The sequence below is a fragment of the Streptomyces sp. WMMB 714 genome (assembly GCF_900090125.1).
Lineage (GTDB): Bacteria > Actinomycetota > Actinomycetes > Streptomycetales > Streptomycetaceae > Streptomyces > Streptomyces daqingensis.
The window spans coordinates 555,118-572,812 of sequence record NZ_FMHJ01000001.1 but is presented as its reverse complement, the minus strand read 5'-3'; the positions used below and the strand labels follow the sequence as shown (position 1 = coordinate 572,812).

Below are 17,695 nucleotides of genomic sequence, written 5' to 3'. Positions count from 1 at the left end.
GCGCCTACGCGGACGGCCCGTCCCGCCCCTTGACCACTGCCGCGGTCCCGGCGCTCCGGCCGGCCGTGGCGGCATGACGGGAGGTGGCTCTGGTGCAAGCACCCCGCCTTCAGCCCTCCCTCCGCTGGGAGGGTGGCAGTGTCGTCGCCGTCGACCAACGGGCGCTGCCGCGTGACCACCGCCTGCTCCGCCTGACGTCCGTCGACCAACTGCTGGAAGCCATCAGGACATTGGCGATCCGCGGTGCCCCGGCCATCGGGCTGGCGGCGGCGTTCGGCGTCGCGCTGTCCGCCCACCGGAACTCCACGGGCGGCAGGGTCGACGAAGCGGCGGTCCGTGCCGACGCCGCCCGCCTGATCGCGGTCCGCCCCACGGCGGTCAACCTGACCTGGGGGGTACGGAGGGCGGCCGCACGTCTCGACGGCGGACCGGATGCCGTGCTGGCCGAGGCCCTCGCCATGCTCGACGAGGACGCGGCGGTCAACGCGGCAACGGCTCAACGGGGAGCCGACCTTGTGGAGTCGCTGACTCCCGGCTCCTCTCTCCGTCTGCTCACGCACTGCAATACCGGTCGTCTGGCGACGGCCGCCGTTGGCACCGCTCTCGGAGTGATGGTGACCCTGCACGGACGGGGCCGGGTCGCTGAGGTGCTCGTGGGGGAGACCAGGCCGCTGCTGCAGGGCGCGCGTCTCACCGCTTGGGAGCTCGGTGAAGCCGGTGTTCCCTACCGGCTGTGTGTCGACTCCGCCGCCGCCGCGGCCATGGCGCGAGGAATGGTGGACTGCGTAGTTGTGGGTGCGGACCGCATCGCGGCCAACGGCGACGTCGCCAACAAGATCGGCACCTACTCCCTGGCCGTGTGCGCTGCGTACCACGGCATCCCGTTCGTGGTCGCCGCGCCGCGGTCCACGTGGGACGAGGAACTGGCCGACGGCTCGCGGATCGTGATCGAAGAACGTGACGCCACCGAGGTGGCGACTCTCGCGGGCAACCGCGTCGCGCCCGCCGGGGCAGAGGTCTACAACCCGGCCTTCGACGTCACCCCCGCCCGATTGGTCACGGCCGTCGTCTCCGAACACCGCGTCTTCCGGCCCCATCCCCGGGAAGCCGACCTGACGAGCCCGGTGACGCCGTGAACGGCGACTCCGGCTACGGGCGGCAGACTGACGCCGCAGACGAACTCGCCGCGTTCTCCCGTGAGTTGTACAAGCGCGGATGGATGCCGGGTACCGCCGGGAATCTCTCCGTACGCCTACCGGATGGTCATGCCATGATCACCGGCAGCGGCCGGGACAAGGGCACGCTCACACGGCAGGACATGGCCCTCGTGGACGCCGGTACCGGCGAGCAACTGAGCGGAAGCCCGCCGCGCGCCTCCGCGGAGACCACTATCCACGCGGCGGTCTACCGCACCACGGATGCACGCGCCGTCGTCCACGTCCACTCTCCCTACGCCACCGCCGTCGCATGCCGCGCGGGGGAGAGGACACGGACGCGGATGCTGCCCCTCGCCGGCTTCGAACTGCTCAAAGGCCTCGGCCTCAACAGCCCCGCCGCCACGGACCTCCCCGTCTTCCCCAACTGGAAGGACGTGCCCCGGATCGCGGCGGACGTCGCCGCACACCTCCACGGCACCGCCGACGCGCCGCCCGGCTTCCTCATCGCCGACCACGGCATCACCACATGGGGGGACGACCTCCGGCAGGCCCGGAACCGCCTCGAGTGCCTGGAGTCGATCTGCCAACTGCTGCTCCTCACCGGAACCGATCCCGCACACCAACGGAGGAAAGGGGAAGACTCATGACGCTGCTGCAGGTCATGCCCGAAGACGAACCCGGGAGCGTGCTGCTGCGCACCGAAGACCGCGAGACGATCACCGCAGCGCTGGACGAGTGCTCGGTGACGCTGCGCGGGTGGCCCCTGCGCGGCACCATCACCCCGGGCACCAGCCAGGAGGAAGTCCTCTCCCGCTACCGGGCCGAGGTGGGCGAGCTGTGCGCCAGGGAAGGGCTCGGCCTCGTCGACGTCGCGCAAATGCACCCCGAGGACAGCGAGGAGTGGAAGGCACAGGCCGCCAAGGCCCGCTCGGCCTTCCTGGAGGAGCACAGGCACGACGAGGACGAGGTGCGCTTCTTCGCGCACGGAACCGGCTGCTTCTACCTCCACATCGGCGCACGCGTCTACGCGACGGTGTGCACGGCGGGCGACCTGCTCTCCGTACCAGCCGGCACACGCCACTGGTTCGACATGGGCCCGCGCCCCGAGTTCACCGCGATCCGCTTCTTCGAGAAGGACGACGGATGGGTGGGCGACTTCACCGGCGATCCGATCGGACAGCGCTTCCCCCGCCTCGACGCCCTCCTCCAGACCCGGGCGGCACGGTGAAGGAGGAGACGACGCCGGTCCGGGCTGTGGTCCTCGACATCGAAGGGACCACCGGCTCGGCCTCCCACGTCCACGACGTGCTCTTCCCGTACGCCAGGGAACGCTTCGCCGGATGGCTCGCCGGACATCGCGGCGAGCGGGCCCATGCGGAACTCCTGCGGGAGATACGGGACTTCACCGGCGACCCCGCACTCAGCGAGGAGCACGCCGTGGCGGCATTGGAGCGCTGGTCCGACCAGGACATCAAAGCTCCGCCGCTGAAGCGGGCCCAGGGCCTGATCTGGGCAGACGGTTACGCACGCGGCGAACTGACGGGCCACGTCTACGACGACGTACCCGCCGCGCTCGCCTGCTGGCGACAGGCGGGCATCGACTGCTTCGTCTACTCCTCGGGCTCGCGCGCGGCCCAGCGCGACTGGTTCGCGCACAGCAGCCACGGCGACCTCAGCGGTCTCTTGTGCGGCCACTTCGACCTGCTCGACGCCGGAAGCAAGCACAGCGCCGAGTCCTACCGCACCATCGCCGAGGCCGTGCGCACCCCGCCGGCCGGGATCCTCTTCCTCAGCGACGAGCTCCGTGAGTTGGACGCCGCGGCGACGGCCGGCTGGCAGACCGTGGCCGTACGGCGCCCCGCCGACCCCCGCGGCGGCGCCCAGGTCGAGGGCCACCGGGTCATCGCCTCCCTGGACGAGCTCCGGCTGAGCCGACCCACCAGCACCACCACGGAAACCATCCGCCGGGCGGCGGACCTCCCGAACTCCCCTTCAGAGAGGCTGCGATGACTGACGACACCCGAGTCCCGGCGGCCGACATAGGAGTGATCGGCGGCAGCGGGTTCTACGAGCTGCTCTCCGAAGCCGAAGAGGTGCGGGTCGACACCCCGTTCGGCGAACCGAGCGACGCCCTCACCCTGGGGACTGCGGAAGGGCGTCGCGTGGCGTTCCTGCCCCGCCACGGCCGAGGCCACCGCTTCCCCGCCCACAAGATCAACTATCGGGCGAACATCTGGGCGCTGCGCTCCGTGGGCGTCCGCCAGATACTCGCCCCCTGCGCCGCCGGATCGCTCCGGCGCGACCTGCGGCCGGGCTCCGTCGTGGTACCGGACCAACTGGTGGACCGCACCGGCGGCCGTGTCCAGACGTTCTACAACGAGGGCGCCGTGCACGTCTCGTTCGCAGACCCCTATTACGAGCAGGGACGCTCCGCGCTGCTCAAGGCCTCTGCCGTCACGGGCAGCGAAGCCGTCGACGGTGGAACGATGGTCGTCGTCGAGGGCCCGAGGTTCTCAACCCGCGCCGAGTCCCGGTGGTTCGCCTCGCATGGCTGGTCGCTGGTGAACATGACCGGTCACCCGGAAGCTGTGCTCGCCCGTGAACTGGGCTTGTGCTACGCCTCCGTGGCCCTGGTGACCGACCTGGACGCCGGCATAGGCCCCGAGGACGGCGTCGCCCAGGAGGACGTCTTCGCGCTGTTCGCACAGAACGTGGAACGACTGCGCCGCATCGTCCTCCAAGCCGTACGGTTCCTGCCCGAAGGTGCCCAGGGACTCCCGTGCGCGGAGGCGGTGCAGGGGATGGCGCTGCCCTTCGAGTTGCCCTGACGCGACGTGATGCTCCTGCTCCGACGCCTCGCTCAGGCCGTGAGCAGGGGTTCGGGTCCGCCCGGTCGGGTCAGGCCCCGGCGCCGCCTGCGTCCGCAGGCGGCGCCATCTTGGTCTTGGGGAACCGTCGGATCAGCAGAACCAGCCGTTCTGGACCCAGCCGCGGCGGTTGATGTCGCCGTAGGCGAAGCCGTAGACCCAGTTGCCGCCCGCTTCCTCGACGAGGAAGGTCTGGCCCTTGGTCAGGTCGCCCATCCAGGCACCGTGCGGCGCGGTGACGCGGACGGCCAGCGTGTCGGCGCAGACGGTCTCCCGCTTGCCGGTGTGGCCGTCGGCGGCGGTGGCCGGGCCGGTGAGGGTGGCGCCGAGCGCGAGGGCGAGACTCAGGGCGCCGGTTGCTCTCAGTGCGGCTTTTCGCTTCATCGGGGACTCCTTGGGTGAAGTGGGGCCGGGATGGCGTGGGCGGAGGTGGTACGCCGGGTCACCAGGATCCGTAGCCGCCGAGGCATTCGGCACGTACATAGCCCCAGTCGTTGGGGCCGAAGTCGAACGTGGCGGCCCAGCCGTTGTAGACGGGGTGGGCGCCGCGGGTGTGACCGACCTTGTCGCCACGCTCCAGCGTCCGCTTGAGGTTCACGGGGCCCTTCGCGCTGTCGTAGTTGGCGTACAGGCTGGCGCTGTCGCACACGATGACGGCGTGGTCCGGCGTAGTGGGGTCCGCCTGCGCGCTGGGGGCGGCCAGTATCAGCGAGCCGGCGGTCAGCAGGCAGGCGGGGATGATGCGGTGCATTGTCATGGACATGAGTCCAGATCGTAGAAGCGCCCGGTCCCGGGCACAACGCTGGGTGCCGCAGTCGCAGCGTTCTTTGCCGTACCCGTAGTGGGGGCGAGGCCGCAGTGGGGCGATGCCGCGTCAACTTTCCGCTCACTGCAGTTGGTTGAACCTCCGACATGCGCCGTGGCGCAGGTGCTCGGCGTCGCACTGAGTTCGAAGTACCAGCTGGAAGTGGAAAGTTGCGGAGAGGAGGAGTCCCTGTGGCGGTACCTCGAAGCGCTGGACGCAGCTGCGACGGCGTCCGCCGCAAGCACCGCAGGTCCTGAAGCCCCGAGCAACGCAACGCCCCGTCGAAGCTGGCGCTGAGTGGTGGAACGAGATGGAGAAGGCTACCGGGAACGTTCCTCGTTCCGAGCGCTGTTCACCGACTTCTGCCGCCTGGCCGAGAGCTGCGGCCAGCACACGAAGGAGGAGCCGTGTGCGCCAAGTAGGGCCCGGGGGCGGGCTTTTCGGCTGGCCAGCGCGCCCCGTTCCGGAGTAGCAGTACGTGACTCTCGACGACCAGAACGAGAACGCGCCCCGCGGCGCGACTGGCACAGCTCCATGATCGCCCCGACGAACTCGCTGGGAGCCGACGGACAGAACACCCAGCGGTGACCGTACCACTCAGCTCCGTGAAGCTCTGAGGACCGTGACCAGCGCCTCTCCGACACCGGTGGCCGAGGCCGGATTCTGTCCGGTCACCAGGCGACCGTCGGTGACCACGTGCGCTTCGAAGTCCGGCGCGGAGGTGTGCTTGGCTCCCCTCTCCTCCAGCTTGCTCTGCAGCGCGAAGGGCACCTGGTCCGTCAGCCCTGCCGCCTCCTCCTCGGAGTTGGTGAACGCGGCGACGTTCCTGCCCGCCACCAGGTAAGTGCCGTCGGAGAGCGTCAAGTCGACCAGGGCTGCCGGGCCGTGGCAGACCGCAGCCACCACGCCGCCCGACTCGTAGATGTCCCTGGCGAGGCCGACCAGCCCGACATTGCGGGGGAAGTCCCACATCGTGCCGTGGCCGCCGACGAAGAGGATCGCCTCGTAGTCGCCCGGAGCGATCTCCTGCGGGCGCGGCGTGTCGTCCAACTGACCTGCCATGCGAGCGTCCAGGAGGAAAGCGTTCTGCACGGCGTCGGAGGTGTCGCCGCCGTCCATCGGGGGGCGCCCTCCCTTGACCGACACCAGGTCCACCTGGAAGCCCGCGTCGGTGAGCGCCTTCCACGGGTGTGCGGCCTCGGGAAGGTAGAAGCCGGTCTTTCGGCCAGTCTCCCCCAGCGTGTCATGACTGGTGAGAGCGAACAGGACCTTGCGAGTAGCAGACACGTGAGCTCCAAGTGGTAGATGAGAACTGGCTGTTCGGACATCAGCGAAAGGCCCGGACCAGGAGGGCCGTCTTCCGGTGTCGTCAACGTAGACTGCTGCACCCATCGGAAGCCAATAGGGAAGCGGCTACCCAGGCATAGGAAACCCGATGGGTCCAGATCGCTGCCGATTGGAGTGCGGATGGACCTTTCCCTGCTCAGGACCTTCCTGGCCGCGTACAGGTCCGGGTCCTTGACTGCGGCCGCCCGTCAGAGCGGCCTCTCCCAGCCCACCGTGACGGCTCAGATCAGGTCGCTGGAGAAGCAGCTGGACCAGCAGCTCTTCAGACGCATGGCCCGCGGTGTCGTGGCGACCGCTGTCGCCGACGAACTCGCAGCCCAGGTGGCACCCCACGTGGACGCGCTCACGCTCATCGCCGAGCGAGGCCTGGCACAAGGGGCCCCGTACACCAAACCCGTGCATCTGGGCGGCCCCGCGGAGCTGACCAGTGCCCGTGTCATTCCCGCGCTTTCGGACCTGATCGCCCGAGGGCTGAGACTCAGGGTGACTCTCGGACTGGCGGAGGACCTGCTGACCGGTCTGCGCGACGGACGCTTCGACCTGGTCGTCTCCACTGTGCGACCCCGGCGCAAGGGCCTCACCGTCACGACCCTTGCCGATGAGGAGTTCGTTCTGGTCGCTGCACCCCGCTGGGCTGCCGCCCTCGATCAGGAACGGCTCGCACGCGAGGGTGCGGCCGCTCTCGACGACATCCCCCTCGTCAGCTACGCGGAGGACCTGCCCATCATCCGCCGCTACTGGAAGACCGTGTTCGGAGCTCGCACCACGCGCAGCCCCGCGGTGGTCGTCCCCGACCTGAGAGCCGTACTCAATGCAGTCGCATCCGGAGCCGGTGTCAGTGTCCTTCCCCAGTACCTGTGCACCGAAGAACTCGCCGCCGGCGTCGTGGTCCCCCTGCACGCTCCGGAGGTCCCACCGATCAACACCTTCTACCTCGCGTGTCGTTCGGGCACCGAAGACACCCCCCATCTCGCCACGACCCGCACTCACCTGCTCCAACAGGCACGGACCTGGTGACCGGATGTCCAAGCAGCAACGTGGATTTGATCTGCAGTTTGAACATTTCCCAGGTTGCGTTGCCATGGCTGGCCCCCGAGGACGTGAGGTAGTCAGCCGCCGTGGTAATGGTCGGCAATCGCGGCTTGGGCCCCCAGGGCAGATTGGGGTGCACCGCAGCCAGGGCGCAACCCGGCCATGATCACGGAGAGATTGGCGGAGCCCCCCGTTCACCGTCAGGACTCCTCTGACAGAGGATCAGGCGAAGAGGGGGGGACGACCCCCTCCACTCCCGCTATTCAATTCGCACATTCTGGGACGACCGGACGGACACGCGATTCGACCGTGCGGACGTAGCTCTCCACTCCACCTCTTCGTGCAGCGGATCACGTGCCGCTTCAACGTCTCGCTGCCTGTAGAAGCCGCGCTCCGTCCCGGGCTCTCAGCGAGCAACTGCGAACATCAGCGCAACGACCATGATCGCCAAGGCTCCGAGCGTGGCGCCTACGAGGGACGGGCCGAAGTTCGTTGCCACGCCTTGTTCACTGCGCCTGACGCCTATCGCGCCGAGGACGAGAGCGAGCGGACCGGCCACTGCGGCCACCACGTCGCCGATGATCGGGACCAACGAGAACAGGCACGCGATGATGCCCATAGAAAGGGATATCTCCCCTGGGCGATTCGGCCCCGGCGTTTCTTCAGGCGACATGAGGTCCTCTGCCCAGTCTCCGGCATGTTCCTGCCAGGGAGCGTCGGGATGGCGAAGCAAGGGATCCGAGTGTAGGGGGCTACCCGCGATCTCGGGCATCGGCTGCGGATACGTGTACAGGTGACGCTTCCCTGCGAGTTAGCTGCACTCGAAGCTGCTGAACACGAGGTCAGGGTGGGTGTAGGTGCGCCAAGCCGCCTTCGGCAGATTCCGCAGTGCCTCGGCGAGGCCTGGGAACCGGTCAGCGATCGCCGGTTGCGGTGCCACGGAAACGGTCCACGTGACGCTTCCTGAGGGCGTCCCGAGCTGGTGATCAAAGCCCGTCGGCCGGCTTCGTAGACGCTGCGTCATGCCGAAAGCTCCTCGAGTTCCCTCCTCGGGGTGGAGGGCAGGCCAACGCTGCAGCCGGTCAGGATTTTCGTCCCGGTGCCAGCGGGAGTGGGCATTCGGCGCGGAGCCTCCACGTCTGTAGTAGTGGGGTCCCCCTTACGGCTGAGCTGGATCCGCATGACAACGGCCGAGGTGGGCTGTGCCTTCGTCAGCTCACAGAGGTGTGGCCGCATGGAGGACGGAGACAAGAGCGACGGTCGCGTTGGCCGAGGAGAGGGCGGAGGCGGCCGTACCGGCGGCGGCCATCCACAGAGCCAGGCCCACGGCCGTGTATGCGGGAGGCCATGTGCGCGTGTCCGGAGCTGGGTCCAGCAGAGCTTGAACTCGCCGTGGCACGGGGCCGGGTGCCGCGAAGCCGGCGAAGGATCGTGTGACGGCCGGCCGCGAGACCAGAGCGGCCTTACCGACCGTGCGGGCCATCAGTCGCCGGTCTCCGACCGTGTGCGCGGCGGCCTCGTCCGCCCAGCGTTCTGCGCTGAAGGCGATGGCGGTCTTGAGTGGACGGAGGAACGGGTTCGCCCTAGCGGCCAGTTGCGCCGCCAGCAGGAAACGGTGGTGGTGTGCCGTGAGGTGGGTGCGTTCATGGGCGAAGAGGGCTTCGCGCTCCTGGGAATCCAAACACGCCAGCATCCCCGTGGAGACGACGATGCGGCCCCGATCACGGCTTGGGAGTGCGTAGGCGTAGGGGGTCTCGTCGGGCAGTACGGCGATCTGCGAGGACGGCAGTCCGGTGAGTGCGCGCTCGGCCTGACGCCGTATCCGGGAATGGCGCCAGAGCGTCCGCGCCCACGCCACCGTCACCACGATGAGCGCGGGGATGGCGACCTTGCCGGCCACCTCGTCGTAGGGCACGGCCTCCCGTACCTCTGGATCGGACCAGCCGTCCGGGAGGGGGTTCCCGGGCAGCTGGGCGGTGCCGACCACCATGATCAGCGCGAGGCACAGTGTGCTGGACACTGCGAGCACGATGCCTACCGCGGTCAGCAGGCGGGTTGCGGTGCGCGGGTGGAGGCGCCGCTGGGCGAGCCGGGCGATGGGCCATGCCGACAGGGGCAGGACGAGTGGCAGAAAGACGAAGACGCCCATCTCTCTACTCCTCTGCCTCCGGCTCGGCTTCTGCGAGCAGCTCGCGCAGGAGCTGTTCGTCTCCGGGTGGGAGGGCCGTCACGAAACTGGTGAGCACCGCTTCGCGGTCCGACTCGCTGTCCAGGACCCGCTGCATCCGCAGTGCGGCCAGCCCGGCTGCGTCGACTGACGGCTGCCAGTCGAAGGAGCGGCCTGCCCGCTCGCGAGTGACGGCTCCTTTGGCAAGCAGCCGGGACAGGATTGTCACCACTGTGGTGTAGGCGAGCTCGCTGTCCAACCGTTCCTGGACCCAAGCAGCGCTGACGGGCCCGCGGGCGGTATGGAGCACGGTGAGAACCTGGGCTTCCAGTTCGCCCTGGCCGCGGCGAGGGGCAGGGGATCCACTGGCCGGCTTGCTGTTCCGCTTCGGCAAGGCCCCCCCGTACATCGACTCGGTTCAGACTGGGTGGTGGCCATCGTAGCGAAAGGTCGGTCCGCGATCATGGCTACTACAGTGTTGTAGATTTACGGCCCGGTGCGTCGATACAGGAGGCTCAGGGGCGTTTCGCTGTCCAACGGTGGCAACGTCTCACTCGGCAGGGAGGCTCCGGGCCTCACGGCGGTGCTGGTCGGGTCGGCGGTACCGGACTTGCCCGCCTGACCGGGGATGCCGCGACGGAGGCCGAATTCGCCATGCCGGCGCGGGTGCCGGAATTCACGTACGACGATTTCCCAGGCGTGCGACCGCTTACCCGCCTTCTCCTACAGTGCTGTTTGCCTCGGTGAGCGTGCTGCTGCGAGCTGGATGATTTCGTGGAGAGGAGCATCGTGGCTCACGACACGTCCACTCGTGCAACGTCGTTCCCTGCGGCGGCCGCGCCTCTCGCGTCCTCGAGTGAAGTGGCGTTCCACGCGATCGCGCGTCAGATCAGGCGGGCAGCGTCACGGAATCAGCCGCGGCACACTGAACATCTACGCTTCTGCAGAGATCGTGCCGTCGCTGCGATCCGGCCCGATCAGTTCCCCGAGGACGTCGTCCAGGGTGACGAAGCCCAGCACGGTGCCCTTCTCCCCGGTGATGGCGGTCATGTGACTTCCCGCCGCACGCATCAGGGTCAGTGCGTCGTCCAACGCGGTGTCGATCCTTACCGTGGGGACGGGGTGCAGCGCCGCGGGAGGGAAGGGCTCGTCGCGTTCAGTGACGCCAAGGACATCCTTGATGTGGAGGTATCCCGACGCGCCAGCTGGCCCCGTGACGGGAAACCGCGAGTACCCGGCGGATGAGGCTGCGTGCTCCAGCTGCCTCGGGGTTGTCCGTTCGCCGACGGTGACCATCTTCTTCAGAGGCACCATGATGCTTCCGACGGGACGTGTGCCCAGTGCCAGAGCGTCTCGCAGGCGTTCGATGTCGGAGGGCTCCAGCAGCCCCGCGGCACTGGAGGCCTTGATCAAGTGGACGAGGTCGTCGTCCGTGAAGACGGAGGCCACCTCGTCCTTGGGCTCGACCTTGATCAGGCGAAGCAGGGAGTTGGCGAAGGCGTTGATCCCGAAGGTGACCGGGCGAAGTGCCCGGGTGAGGCCGACCAGGGCCGGGCCGAGGGCGAGCGCGGTCGCGGCCGGCGCTGCAAGTGCGATGTTCTTCGGCACCATCTCGCCGATGAGCATGTGAAGATACGTCGCCAGCGTCAGCGCGATGACGAAGGCGATGGGATGAACCATGGCCCCGGACACTCCGAGCGCTTCGAACGGCGCCTCCAGCAGGTGCGCGATGGCGGGTTCGGCGACGGCTCCGAGTACCAGTGACGAGACGGTGATGCCCAGCTGCGCGGTGGCCATCGCGGCGGAGAGGTGCTTCAGGCCCCACAGCACGGTCTTCGCCCTGTTCTCGCCTCGCTGGGCGAGAGGTTCGATCTGGCTGCGTCGCACGGATATGAGCGCGAATTCCGCGCCGACGAAGAAGGCGTTGGTGAAGAGGGTGAGGACGCCGATGGTCAGCTGCAGGCCGGTCATATGGTTTCCTCGGCAGTCTTCGGGTCAGGCGCGGTGATGCGGATCCGCTCGGCGCGGTGATGTTCGACGTGGAGCACGGTCAGTTGCCAACCACGGAAATCGAGCTGATCGCCGATGGCGGGGATGCGTCCCAGGCGGGTGGCGATCAAGCCGGCCGATGTCTCGTAGGGGCCGTCCGGGGCGGTGAAGCCGATGTCCTGCAGCTGGTCGAGGCGGATACTGCCGTCCATGTCCCATGTCGGTCGCCCGTCCGGGGATGGGTCGACGACTGCGAGCTCGGGAGCATCTTCAGGGTCGTGTTCGTCGCGTACGTCGCCGACGACTTCTTCGACGATGTCCTCGACGGTGGCGATGCCGGCAGTGCCGCCGTACTCGTCGATGACGATCCCCATGGTCCCTGCTCGGCGGAGCGGGGCGAGCAGCCGGTCGACCGGGAGCGAGTCGGGTACGCGCAGCGGCTCTGTCGCCAGTTCGCTCACACGGACCTGAGGCCGGGCGTCTTCCGTGAGCGCCAGCACGTCCCGGATGTGGACGGTGCCGATGATCTCGTCCAAACTGCCGCGGTAGACGGGGAATCGGGACAGCCCTGTGGCGAGTGCGAGGTCGGCGGCGTCGGCAGCCGTGGCGTGCGTTTCGAGACCCTGGACGTCCACGCGCGGGGTCATCACGTTCTGGGCGGTCAGCTCGCTGAGGTGGAGAGTCCGTACGAACAGTTCGGCCGAGTCCTGCTCGATCGCTCCTTCGTGTGCTGAGTGGCGTACGAGAGCGACGAGTTCTTCGGGTGTACGCGCGGAGGCGAGTTCCTCGGCAGGTTCCAGGCCGAAGCGGCACACCATGCGGTTGGCCGTGTTGTTCAGGTGCCGGATCAGGGGAGCGAAGGCCGCGGTGAAGCCGAGCTGGGGCAGGGCGACGATGCGGGCCACGGCCATGGGACTGGAGATGGCCCAGTTCTTCGGCACGAGTTCACCGATCACCATCAGGAAGACGGTGGAGAGGGTGACGCCGAGTAGCGTCGCGACCGTGGCGACGACCCCGCTCGGCAGACCGAGAGCTGTGAGGGGCCCACGCAGCAGCGCGACCAGAGACGGTTCGGCGAGCATGCCGATGACCAGGGACGTCACCGTGATGCCCAGCTGAGCACCCGAAAGCTGGACGGTAAGTTGCCGGACGGCTTGCAGCGCGCTCGCTGCGCCGCGTTCACCGGCCTGCGCGGCACGCTCCAGTTCACTGCGCTCGACGGTGGTCAGGGCGAATTCGGCCGCGACGAACACGGCGCAGGCGAGCGTGAGCGCGACAGCGGCGAAGAGCAGAAGCACTTCCGTCACCGTGCCACCCCCGCCCCGCGAAACGTCAGAACGGGCATGGCACGGCTGGGACTGGGAGGCTCACCCATTACGGGACCGCGGCTCCTTCTCGGGTCAAGAGGTCAATGGCAGTCGGACGGACAGCAAGATTGCCTCACCCAGCTGTCCGTGACATGTGGGTTGTGCTCAGCGCCGGGAACTGCCGGCGATCACGCGATAGCCGATCAACAGAACCAGGGATCCGGCGATGGCGGCGATCCACGTGGCCAGGTCGAAGAACTGCTTGTCCACCGGCCGGTCAAGGACGGTGACCGAGAGCCAGCCGCCCAGGAAGGCGCCGACGATGCCTATGAGTGTGGTGACGATCAGCCCACCCGGGTCCCGCCCGGGAAGGAGCACCTTGGCTATCGCTCCCGCGATCAGTCCCAGGATGATCCAGCTGATGAAGCCCATGAGCCCCTCCGTGCTTGATGAGATCGTGCGTATGAGTCCCCTGCCGGCGAGGACGAGGCGGCAGCAGCGGTGGTTGCCTGGGGTCAGGACTGGCCTTGATCGCGTGGGCCTCTGTAGCCGTCCGCTCCCGCCGCTCCGTTGTCCCGCGTAGGTCGGGCGACGTAGGAGGCAGCGCCGGTCTCGGCAGCACCGTGATCCGCTTTCAATGCCTTGGCCTCACTCTTGAGGATGCGTGCGGACTTGCCCAGCGAGCGGGCCAGTTCTGGCAGCTTCCTGGCGCCGAAGATCACAACGGCGACGATGATGAGCAGGGCAACTTCGCTGATGCCGAACATCGCTTCCCTCCATGGCTGATCAAGGCAGTGGCACTACAGGTGGGCGACGACGGCCGGCATCAGCTCCTGGAAGGTGCCCCGCTGACGGGTGCTCAGATCGCAGCCGTCTGCCGGCTCGTGCCGGAGCGCTGGGCCCTGGCCAGGACCTGGGCCGTGGAGTCGCCTCCGCCGGTCAGGGTGTAGCGGGCCGGCTTTCTTGCTCGGTGGTCTCGTCGACCAGGCGGCAGAAGGCCTTCTGCCGCATCCGCACGGCGGTGAGCGAGCCGCCGTCGCCCTTGGTGTGGCCGACTTGCTGCCCCTTGGAGAGACTGGCACTCACTAAGGCGCCTTTCAGCGAAGTCGAGGCAACCGCAGACCATTGGCAGCCCGGCCCCCGCGTCGGTGTCATCAAAGATCGAACTCCGTGGGAGGCACGTCGAGGGAGAAGCAGGCCTCGCGGACGATGGCGCGCTCTGTCGCGTCGAAGTCTCCGTCGGCGCCTCCGATCACGATGCCGATCTGGATCACGGCGCGTGCTTCGGTGGGCTTCTTCTTCACCTTCGCGATCTCCTGAAGGACGGTGACCTTGCCGAAGTCGAAGTCCGAGGTGAGCTTGCCCAGGTACTCCTCGAAGCGCTGACGGAGATCATCGGCTGGGAAGTTCTGCAGGACGTCATTGCTGGTGATCAACTGAGCGACCCGCTGGCGTTCCGCGGGATCGATCGAACCGTCCGCCGCGGCGACGAGAGCACACATGGCCATGCTCGCGTCGCGGAAGGCTCCGCTCTTCAGATCGTTCTTCTTCGCCTCCAGCTGGGCCTGCATCGTCTGAGCGGACTCCTTGATGCGATCCCACAGGGCCATGACGTCTCCAGGTGAAACGGGGCCCGGGCCGCTCACGACGGCCCAGGCGCAACGAGTGTTTCTACAACAGTGTAGAAACTATCAGGTGTTGCATCGGTGCCTGTCAGTCTTCGGCGTCCTCCTCGTCCTCTTCCTCGAAGGCATCGCCGATCTCGTCGACGACCTCAGCTGCAACGAATCCGCCGGCCACGCCCACGGCCAAGCCGGCCGCGCCGGCGGCGATCGCGGTGCCCATGCCCGGGCCGGAGGAGCCGTGGTGGCCGCTGTGTCCGTGACCATCTCCGTAGTGGCTGCCACCGTGGTGCCGGCTTCCGTGCGCGTACGAACCGTGGGCGCCATGGTGTTCCATGAGCGGTCGTCCCCAGCCTTCAACAACGCTGATCCAGTCGTCGGCGGCGATGTGCGCTTCGCTCACGTGGTGCCGGTTGACCACATCGTGGCCGCCGGAGAAGGGGCCACCACGTTTGTCGGCCTCGAGGACGACCTCCACGCCTGACGGGGAAGCAAGAAAGGTCACTTCGACCTCGTTCACGGCATACGTGTATTCGCTGGGCGGAGTGAGTTCAATCTCCTGGTAGAAGGGCAACTGCTGTCCCGTTCCGTGGATGTGGCCAAGTTCCAGGTCGGCAGAGCGGAAGTCGTAGCCCAGCTGACCCAGGGCCTCCAGAACGGCCTCCTGTACGGGCAACGGGCGCACCCTCAGCGGGTCCAGATCGCCCTTGTCGCGGGCGCCTGCGACCTGCAGTTCTGTCCGCACGCCCAGCACGACGCCGAGGGGCTGGCCGTGCAGTTCGGTGATCGGTGTCTCCCAGGGCAACGTCAGGGAGAAGGGGATGGACTGACGCTCGCCTTCGGCCAAGCGGAAACCGCCGCCGACGGTCACGCGCTCGAAGACGACCGTCCCTTCGTGCTCCCCGTCCTGGCTCTCGGCTTCGACGCGGGCCACGAGTTCGAGAGCGATCTGCTCGATGTCCGCCTTTGATGAGCCGCCTTCCAGATGCACCTGGCCGGTTAGTGCGCCGCCGGGAAGAGCGGGGCCGTCGGACAGAACCGTGTCCACCGCGGGGCCACCGACTCCGATCGCCCCGAGTAACTTCTTGAACACCATCGTGGCGTTCTCTCCTTCAGTCATTCTGTGTGCTTCCGGGTCACCTACTGCATCCGCAGACGCCCAAGGCGACCTGGCGCCGGGGGATCCGGGTGTACGTGCCGAGGGCACAGCACGCCCGGGTCTTGAACGCGTAAACGCGCGGACGACTCCATGATCACCAGTTGTTTCTACAGCGGTGTAGGTTTCGGACCAATCATGCACTGTGCGCAGGGCGCAGAAACGCTCTGCTGGTGTCGCCGTCGGATCAGCGGCTCAGCGGCCCGAGCCCGCGGGGCGACTGATGACAGCGCGTCAAGAGGGCGCTGTGCGGGTGCACATGTTCTGCTGGCGTGTGAATCACAGGCGAACGCCGTGCCGCCACGACCAAGGAGCAATGTGCCCACGCTGCTGTTGAACGGCCAGTGGTCAGTGGCCTTGAGCGTGGTGGTGCTCCTGTCAGCCGGCTTGCTCACCGTCGTCTGCAGCATCCGCCTCGCCACGCTCGGGGACCTCTTGGCTGACCGGACCGGCTGGGGTGAGGCCGTATTCGGTGCCGTCCTGTTCGGACTGGTCACCTCTCTGTCCGGGATCGTCATGACGGGCGTCAGCGCGGCTGATGACCAGCCGCAACTCGCATACAGCAATGCCGTGGGAGGCATTGCAGCGCAGACGCTCGCTGTGGTGGTCGCGGACGCTTTTCACCGTCAGGCGAACCTGGAGCATGCGGCAGCCTCTCTGCAGAACATCCTTTTCGGCTGTCTGCTGACAGGGCTGCTGGGCATCGCCTTGATGGCCACGTTCAGCCCCCGCGTCACAGTGCTCGGCGTCCACCCTGCGTCGGTCGTACTCGTCCTCTTCTACGCGGGAGGTCTGCGGCTCATTCACAGCCGTGAAGTGCCCATGTGGAGAGCTGTGCCCACGCTGGAGACGGTGGCCGACACACCAGACCATCAAGGAAACGCTGTTGAGCGTGACGGCAGGCTCCTGTGGGCGGAGTTCCTCTGTATCGCCCTGATCGTCGTTGCCGGGGGCTGGGCCGTCACTCACGCAGCCGAAGAGATCCTGTCAGGCAGTGACTTGAAACCCGGCCTGGTCGGCGCCGGCATCATGGGCACCATCAACGCCCTCCCGGAAGCAGTGACCGCTATCGCCGCAGTACGCCGCGGCGCAGTCACCCTCGCCATCGCTGCGATCATCGGCGGAAACTGCCTCGACGTTCTGAACCTCGCCGTCGGCGATCTCGCATACACCAAAGGATCGCTGTTCCACTCGGCAAATCGGGACGAGCTCTTCCTCACCAGCAGTGCGATGGTGATGACCACGATCGTCCTGGGAGGGCTGCTCATGCGCCAGAGAAGGGGCTGGTTCAGACTCGGCTTCGACGGCACCCTCCTCATTGCCATCTACGCGATGACGCTGGTCACTCTTGCCTTCTGACCACCGATCCGTCGGCATGGTGGGTGCGCCTCCAGGCTGCCCCAGGACACCTCAACCGTCGGCCTCGGGACGGCTACGGTCGTGGACGGCTGGCCCCTGCGGCGAGCGGCTGAGCGGTTCCAGGTCTCCCCGGCAACGGCTCAACGGTGGGAGACCGATACCGGACCTTGGGCGAGGCCGGACTGGCCGACTGCTCCAGCCGCCCGCGCACCAGTCCGTGCCGGACCCCCGGCCCGCACGGAACGGCGGATCATCAAGGTGCGGCTGCTGCGTCGTTGGGGCCCGGCCCGCATCGCGGGTCTGCTGCGGCTGGTGCCTTCGACCGTGCACCGCGTGACAACCCGCTACGTCCTGGCGCAACTCGCGCACGTGGACCGCGCCACCGGTCGACCCGTCCGCCGCTACCGATGGACCCCTGCGCGACGCCATGACCGAGGCCGGCATCAACCACAAACGCACCCGCCCCTACTGGCCACAGACCAACGGCAAAGTCGAACGCCTCAACCGCGCCCTGCTGGAGGAATGGGCCTGCGCCCGCCCCCTACACCTCAGAATCTGAACGACGCCACGCCTTCCCGCCCGGCTGCACACCTGCAATCACCGCCGTGGCCACAACGCGCTGGAAGGCAAGCCACCGATCAGCCGCGTGAACAACCCACCAGGGCAATGCAGGGTGCAGGCGGCGTTCCACGAGCTCATATGGTCCGCCGGGCACGGTTCTCCGGGCACCACACGGCGCCATACGGCGGCACATGAGAAAGCCCGCTGACCTGGAGATTTTCTCTCCGTCAGCGGGCTTTACCGTGTTGTCGGGACGGCGGGATTTGAACCCACGACCCCTTGACCCCCAGGCACCCAAGATCACCCGTTGAGCTGCGCTGAGCACG

The 17,695-nt window shown here is 67.7% G+C and carries 20 protein-coding genes and 2 pseudogenes; 9 read left to right on the top strand and 13 right to left on the bottom strand.

Going from position 1 to position 17,695, the window contains the following annotated elements:
* Positions 1-92 precede the first annotated feature (92 nt).
* From mtnA to H181DRAFT_RS02360, 5 genes are read left to right on the top strand one after another with little or no spacing between them, the layout of a single operon-like run.
* Positions 93-1,136 (top strand): S-methyl-5-thioribose-1-phosphate isomerase, encoded by a 1,044-nt coding sequence (gene mtnA, locus H181DRAFT_RS29730; RefSeq protein WP_045862424.1) that lies wholly within the window; start codon positions 93-95, stop codon positions 1,134-1,136.
* On the top strand, positions 1,133-1,804 hold the full coding sequence (gene mtnB, locus H181DRAFT_RS29725) for a methylthioribulose 1-phosphate dehydratase (protein WP_045862423.1): 672 nt from the start codon (positions 1,133-1,135) through the stop codon (positions 1,802-1,804). The genes mtnA and mtnB overlap by 4 nt, the downstream gene beginning before the upstream one ends.
* Positions 1,801-2,385: a 1,2-dihydroxy-3-keto-5-methylthiopentene dioxygenase gene (locus tag H181DRAFT_RS02370; protein WP_045862422.1), complete on the top strand. Its 585-nt coding sequence runs from the start codon at positions 1,801-1,803 to the stop codon at positions 2,383-2,385. Before mtnB ends, H181DRAFT_RS02370 begins: the two co-directional genes overlap by 4 nt.
* Positions 2,382-3,167 (top strand): acireductone synthase, encoded by a 786-nt coding sequence (gene mtnC, locus H181DRAFT_RS02365; protein ID WP_045862421.1) that lies wholly within the window; start codon positions 2,382-2,384, stop codon positions 3,165-3,167. The genes H181DRAFT_RS02370 and mtnC overlap by 4 nt, the downstream gene beginning before the upstream one ends.
* A complete protein-coding gene (locus H181DRAFT_RS02360; RefSeq protein WP_045862420.1) occupies positions 3,164-3,985 on the top strand; it encodes an S-methyl-5'-thioadenosine phosphorylase in 822 nt (273 codons plus the stop codon). The genes mtnC and H181DRAFT_RS02360 overlap by 4 nt, the downstream gene beginning before the upstream one ends.
* A 132-nt stretch (positions 3,986-4,117) precedes the next feature.
* On the opposite strand, the gene H181DRAFT_RS02355 is transcribed toward H181DRAFT_RS02360, so the two are convergent.
* The 3 genes from H181DRAFT_RS02355 to H181DRAFT_RS02345 all read right to left on the bottom strand — a co-directional run bounded on the left by H181DRAFT_RS02355 (position 4,118) and on the right by H181DRAFT_RS02345 (position 6,116).
* Positions 4,118-4,408: a hypothetical protein gene (locus tag H181DRAFT_RS02355; RefSeq protein WP_045862419.1), complete on the bottom strand. Its 291-nt coding sequence runs from the start codon at positions 4,406-4,408 to the stop codon at positions 4,118-4,120.
* Positions 4,409-4,466: 58 nt separating this feature from the next.
* Positions 4,467-4,787 carry a hypothetical protein gene (locus H181DRAFT_RS02350; RefSeq protein ID WP_199810798.1) on the bottom strand — a complete coding sequence of 107 codons (321 nt, stop codon included), beginning with the start codon at positions 4,785-4,787 and terminating at the stop codon, positions 4,467-4,469.
* 639 nt (positions 4,788-5,426) lie between these two features.
* The gene (locus H181DRAFT_RS02345; RefSeq protein ID WP_045862417.1) at positions 5,427-6,116 is read right to left on the bottom strand and encodes a type 1 glutamine amidotransferase domain-containing protein; all 690 of its coding nucleotides are present in this window, start codon (positions 6,114-6,116) and stop codon (positions 5,427-5,429) included.
* A gap of 180 nt (positions 6,117-6,296) precedes the next feature.
* Here H181DRAFT_RS02345 and H181DRAFT_RS02340 point away from each other — a divergent pair, with 180 nt between their 5' ends.
* Positions 6,297-7,193, top strand: a complete 897-nt coding sequence (locus tag H181DRAFT_RS02340; protein WP_045862416.1) for a LysR family transcriptional regulator — start codon at positions 6,297-6,299, stop codon at positions 7,191-7,193.
* Between the two features lie 421 nt (positions 7,194-7,614).
* Here the strand turns inward: H181DRAFT_RS02340 and H181DRAFT_RS02335 are convergent, their stop codons facing one another.
* From H181DRAFT_RS02335 to H181DRAFT_RS02325, 3 genes are all read right to left on the bottom strand, one after another.
* Positions 7,615-7,827 carry a hypothetical protein gene (locus tag H181DRAFT_RS02335; protein ID WP_052708407.1) on the bottom strand — a complete coding sequence of 71 codons (213 nt, stop codon included), beginning with the start codon at positions 7,825-7,827 and terminating at the stop codon, positions 7,615-7,617.
* Between the two features lie 597 nt (positions 7,828-8,424).
* Positions 8,425-9,357: a M56 family metallopeptidase gene (locus tag H181DRAFT_RS02330; RefSeq protein ID WP_045862414.1), complete on the bottom strand. Its 933-nt coding sequence runs from the start codon at positions 9,355-9,357 to the stop codon at positions 8,425-8,427.
* 4 nt (positions 9,358-9,361) lie between these two features.
* The gene (locus H181DRAFT_RS02325) at positions 9,362-9,784 is read right to left on the bottom strand and encodes a BlaI/MecI/CopY family transcriptional regulator (RefSeq protein ID WP_045862413.1); all 423 of its coding nucleotides are present in this window, start codon (positions 9,782-9,784) and stop codon (positions 9,362-9,364) included.
* 87 nt (positions 9,785-9,871) lie between these two features.
* Between H181DRAFT_RS02325 and H181DRAFT_RS28650 the strand changes: the two are divergent.
* A pseudogene (locus H181DRAFT_RS28650) lies at positions 9,872-9,970 on the top strand (chemical-damaging agent resistance protein C); the annotation flags it as partial.
* A 338-nt stretch (positions 9,971-10,308) separates the two neighbouring features.
* Here H181DRAFT_RS28650 and H181DRAFT_RS02320 read toward each other — a convergent pair.
* The 7 genes from H181DRAFT_RS02320 to H181DRAFT_RS02295 all read right to left on the bottom strand — a co-directional run bounded on the left by H181DRAFT_RS02320 (position 10,309) and on the right by H181DRAFT_RS02295 (position 15,389).
* A complete protein-coding gene (locus tag H181DRAFT_RS02320; RefSeq protein ID WP_045862412.1) occupies positions 10,309-11,346 on the bottom strand; it encodes a hemolysin family protein in 1,038 nt (345 codons plus the stop codon).
* Positions 11,343-12,671: a hemolysin family protein gene (locus H181DRAFT_RS02315; RefSeq protein ID WP_045862411.1), complete on the bottom strand. Its 1,329-nt coding sequence runs from the start codon at positions 12,669-12,671 to the stop codon at positions 11,343-11,345. Before H181DRAFT_RS02315 ends, H181DRAFT_RS02320 begins: the two co-directional genes overlap by 4 nt.
* Positions 12,672-12,836: 165 nt before the next feature.
* Complete coding sequence (locus tag H181DRAFT_RS02310; protein ID WP_045862410.1) at positions 12,837-13,103, bottom strand: GlsB/YeaQ/YmgE family stress response membrane protein; 267 nt, start codon at positions 13,101-13,103, stop codon at positions 12,837-12,839.
* Between the two features lie 83 nt (positions 13,104-13,186).
* Entirely contained in the window at positions 13,187-13,438 is a 252-nt protein-coding gene (locus H181DRAFT_RS02305; protein WP_045862409.1) for a twin-arginine translocase TatA/TatE family subunit, read from the bottom strand.
* A 172-nt stretch (positions 13,439-13,610) separates the two neighbouring features.
* Positions 13,611-13,757, bottom strand: coding sequence for a hypothetical protein (locus H181DRAFT_RS29280; RefSeq protein ID WP_158715405.1), 147 nt, complete (start codon positions 13,755-13,757; stop codon positions 13,611-13,613).
* Positions 13,758-13,825: 68 nt separating this feature from the next.
* Complete coding sequence (locus H181DRAFT_RS02300; protein ID WP_045862408.1) at positions 13,826-14,281, bottom strand: tellurite resistance TerB family protein; 456 nt, start codon at positions 14,279-14,281, stop codon at positions 13,826-13,828.
* 103 nt (positions 14,282-14,384) lie between these two features.
* Positions 14,385-15,389 carry a sporulation protein gene (locus H181DRAFT_RS02295; protein ID WP_045862407.1) on the bottom strand — a complete coding sequence of 335 codons (1,005 nt, stop codon included), beginning with the start codon at positions 15,387-15,389 and terminating at the stop codon, positions 14,385-14,387.
* 390 nt (positions 15,390-15,779) lie between these two features.
* Between H181DRAFT_RS02295 and H181DRAFT_RS02290 the strand changes: the two genes are divergently transcribed.
* Complete coding sequence (locus H181DRAFT_RS02290; protein WP_045862574.1) at positions 15,780-16,808, top strand: sodium:calcium antiporter; 1,029 nt, start codon at positions 15,780-15,782, stop codon at positions 16,806-16,808.
* Positions 16,809-16,844: 36 nt separating this feature from the next.
* Positions 16,845-17,475 (top strand): annotated as a pseudogene (locus H181DRAFT_RS28220) (helix-turn-helix domain-containing protein); the annotation flags it as partial.
* Positions 17,476-17,695 lie beyond the last annotated feature (220 nt).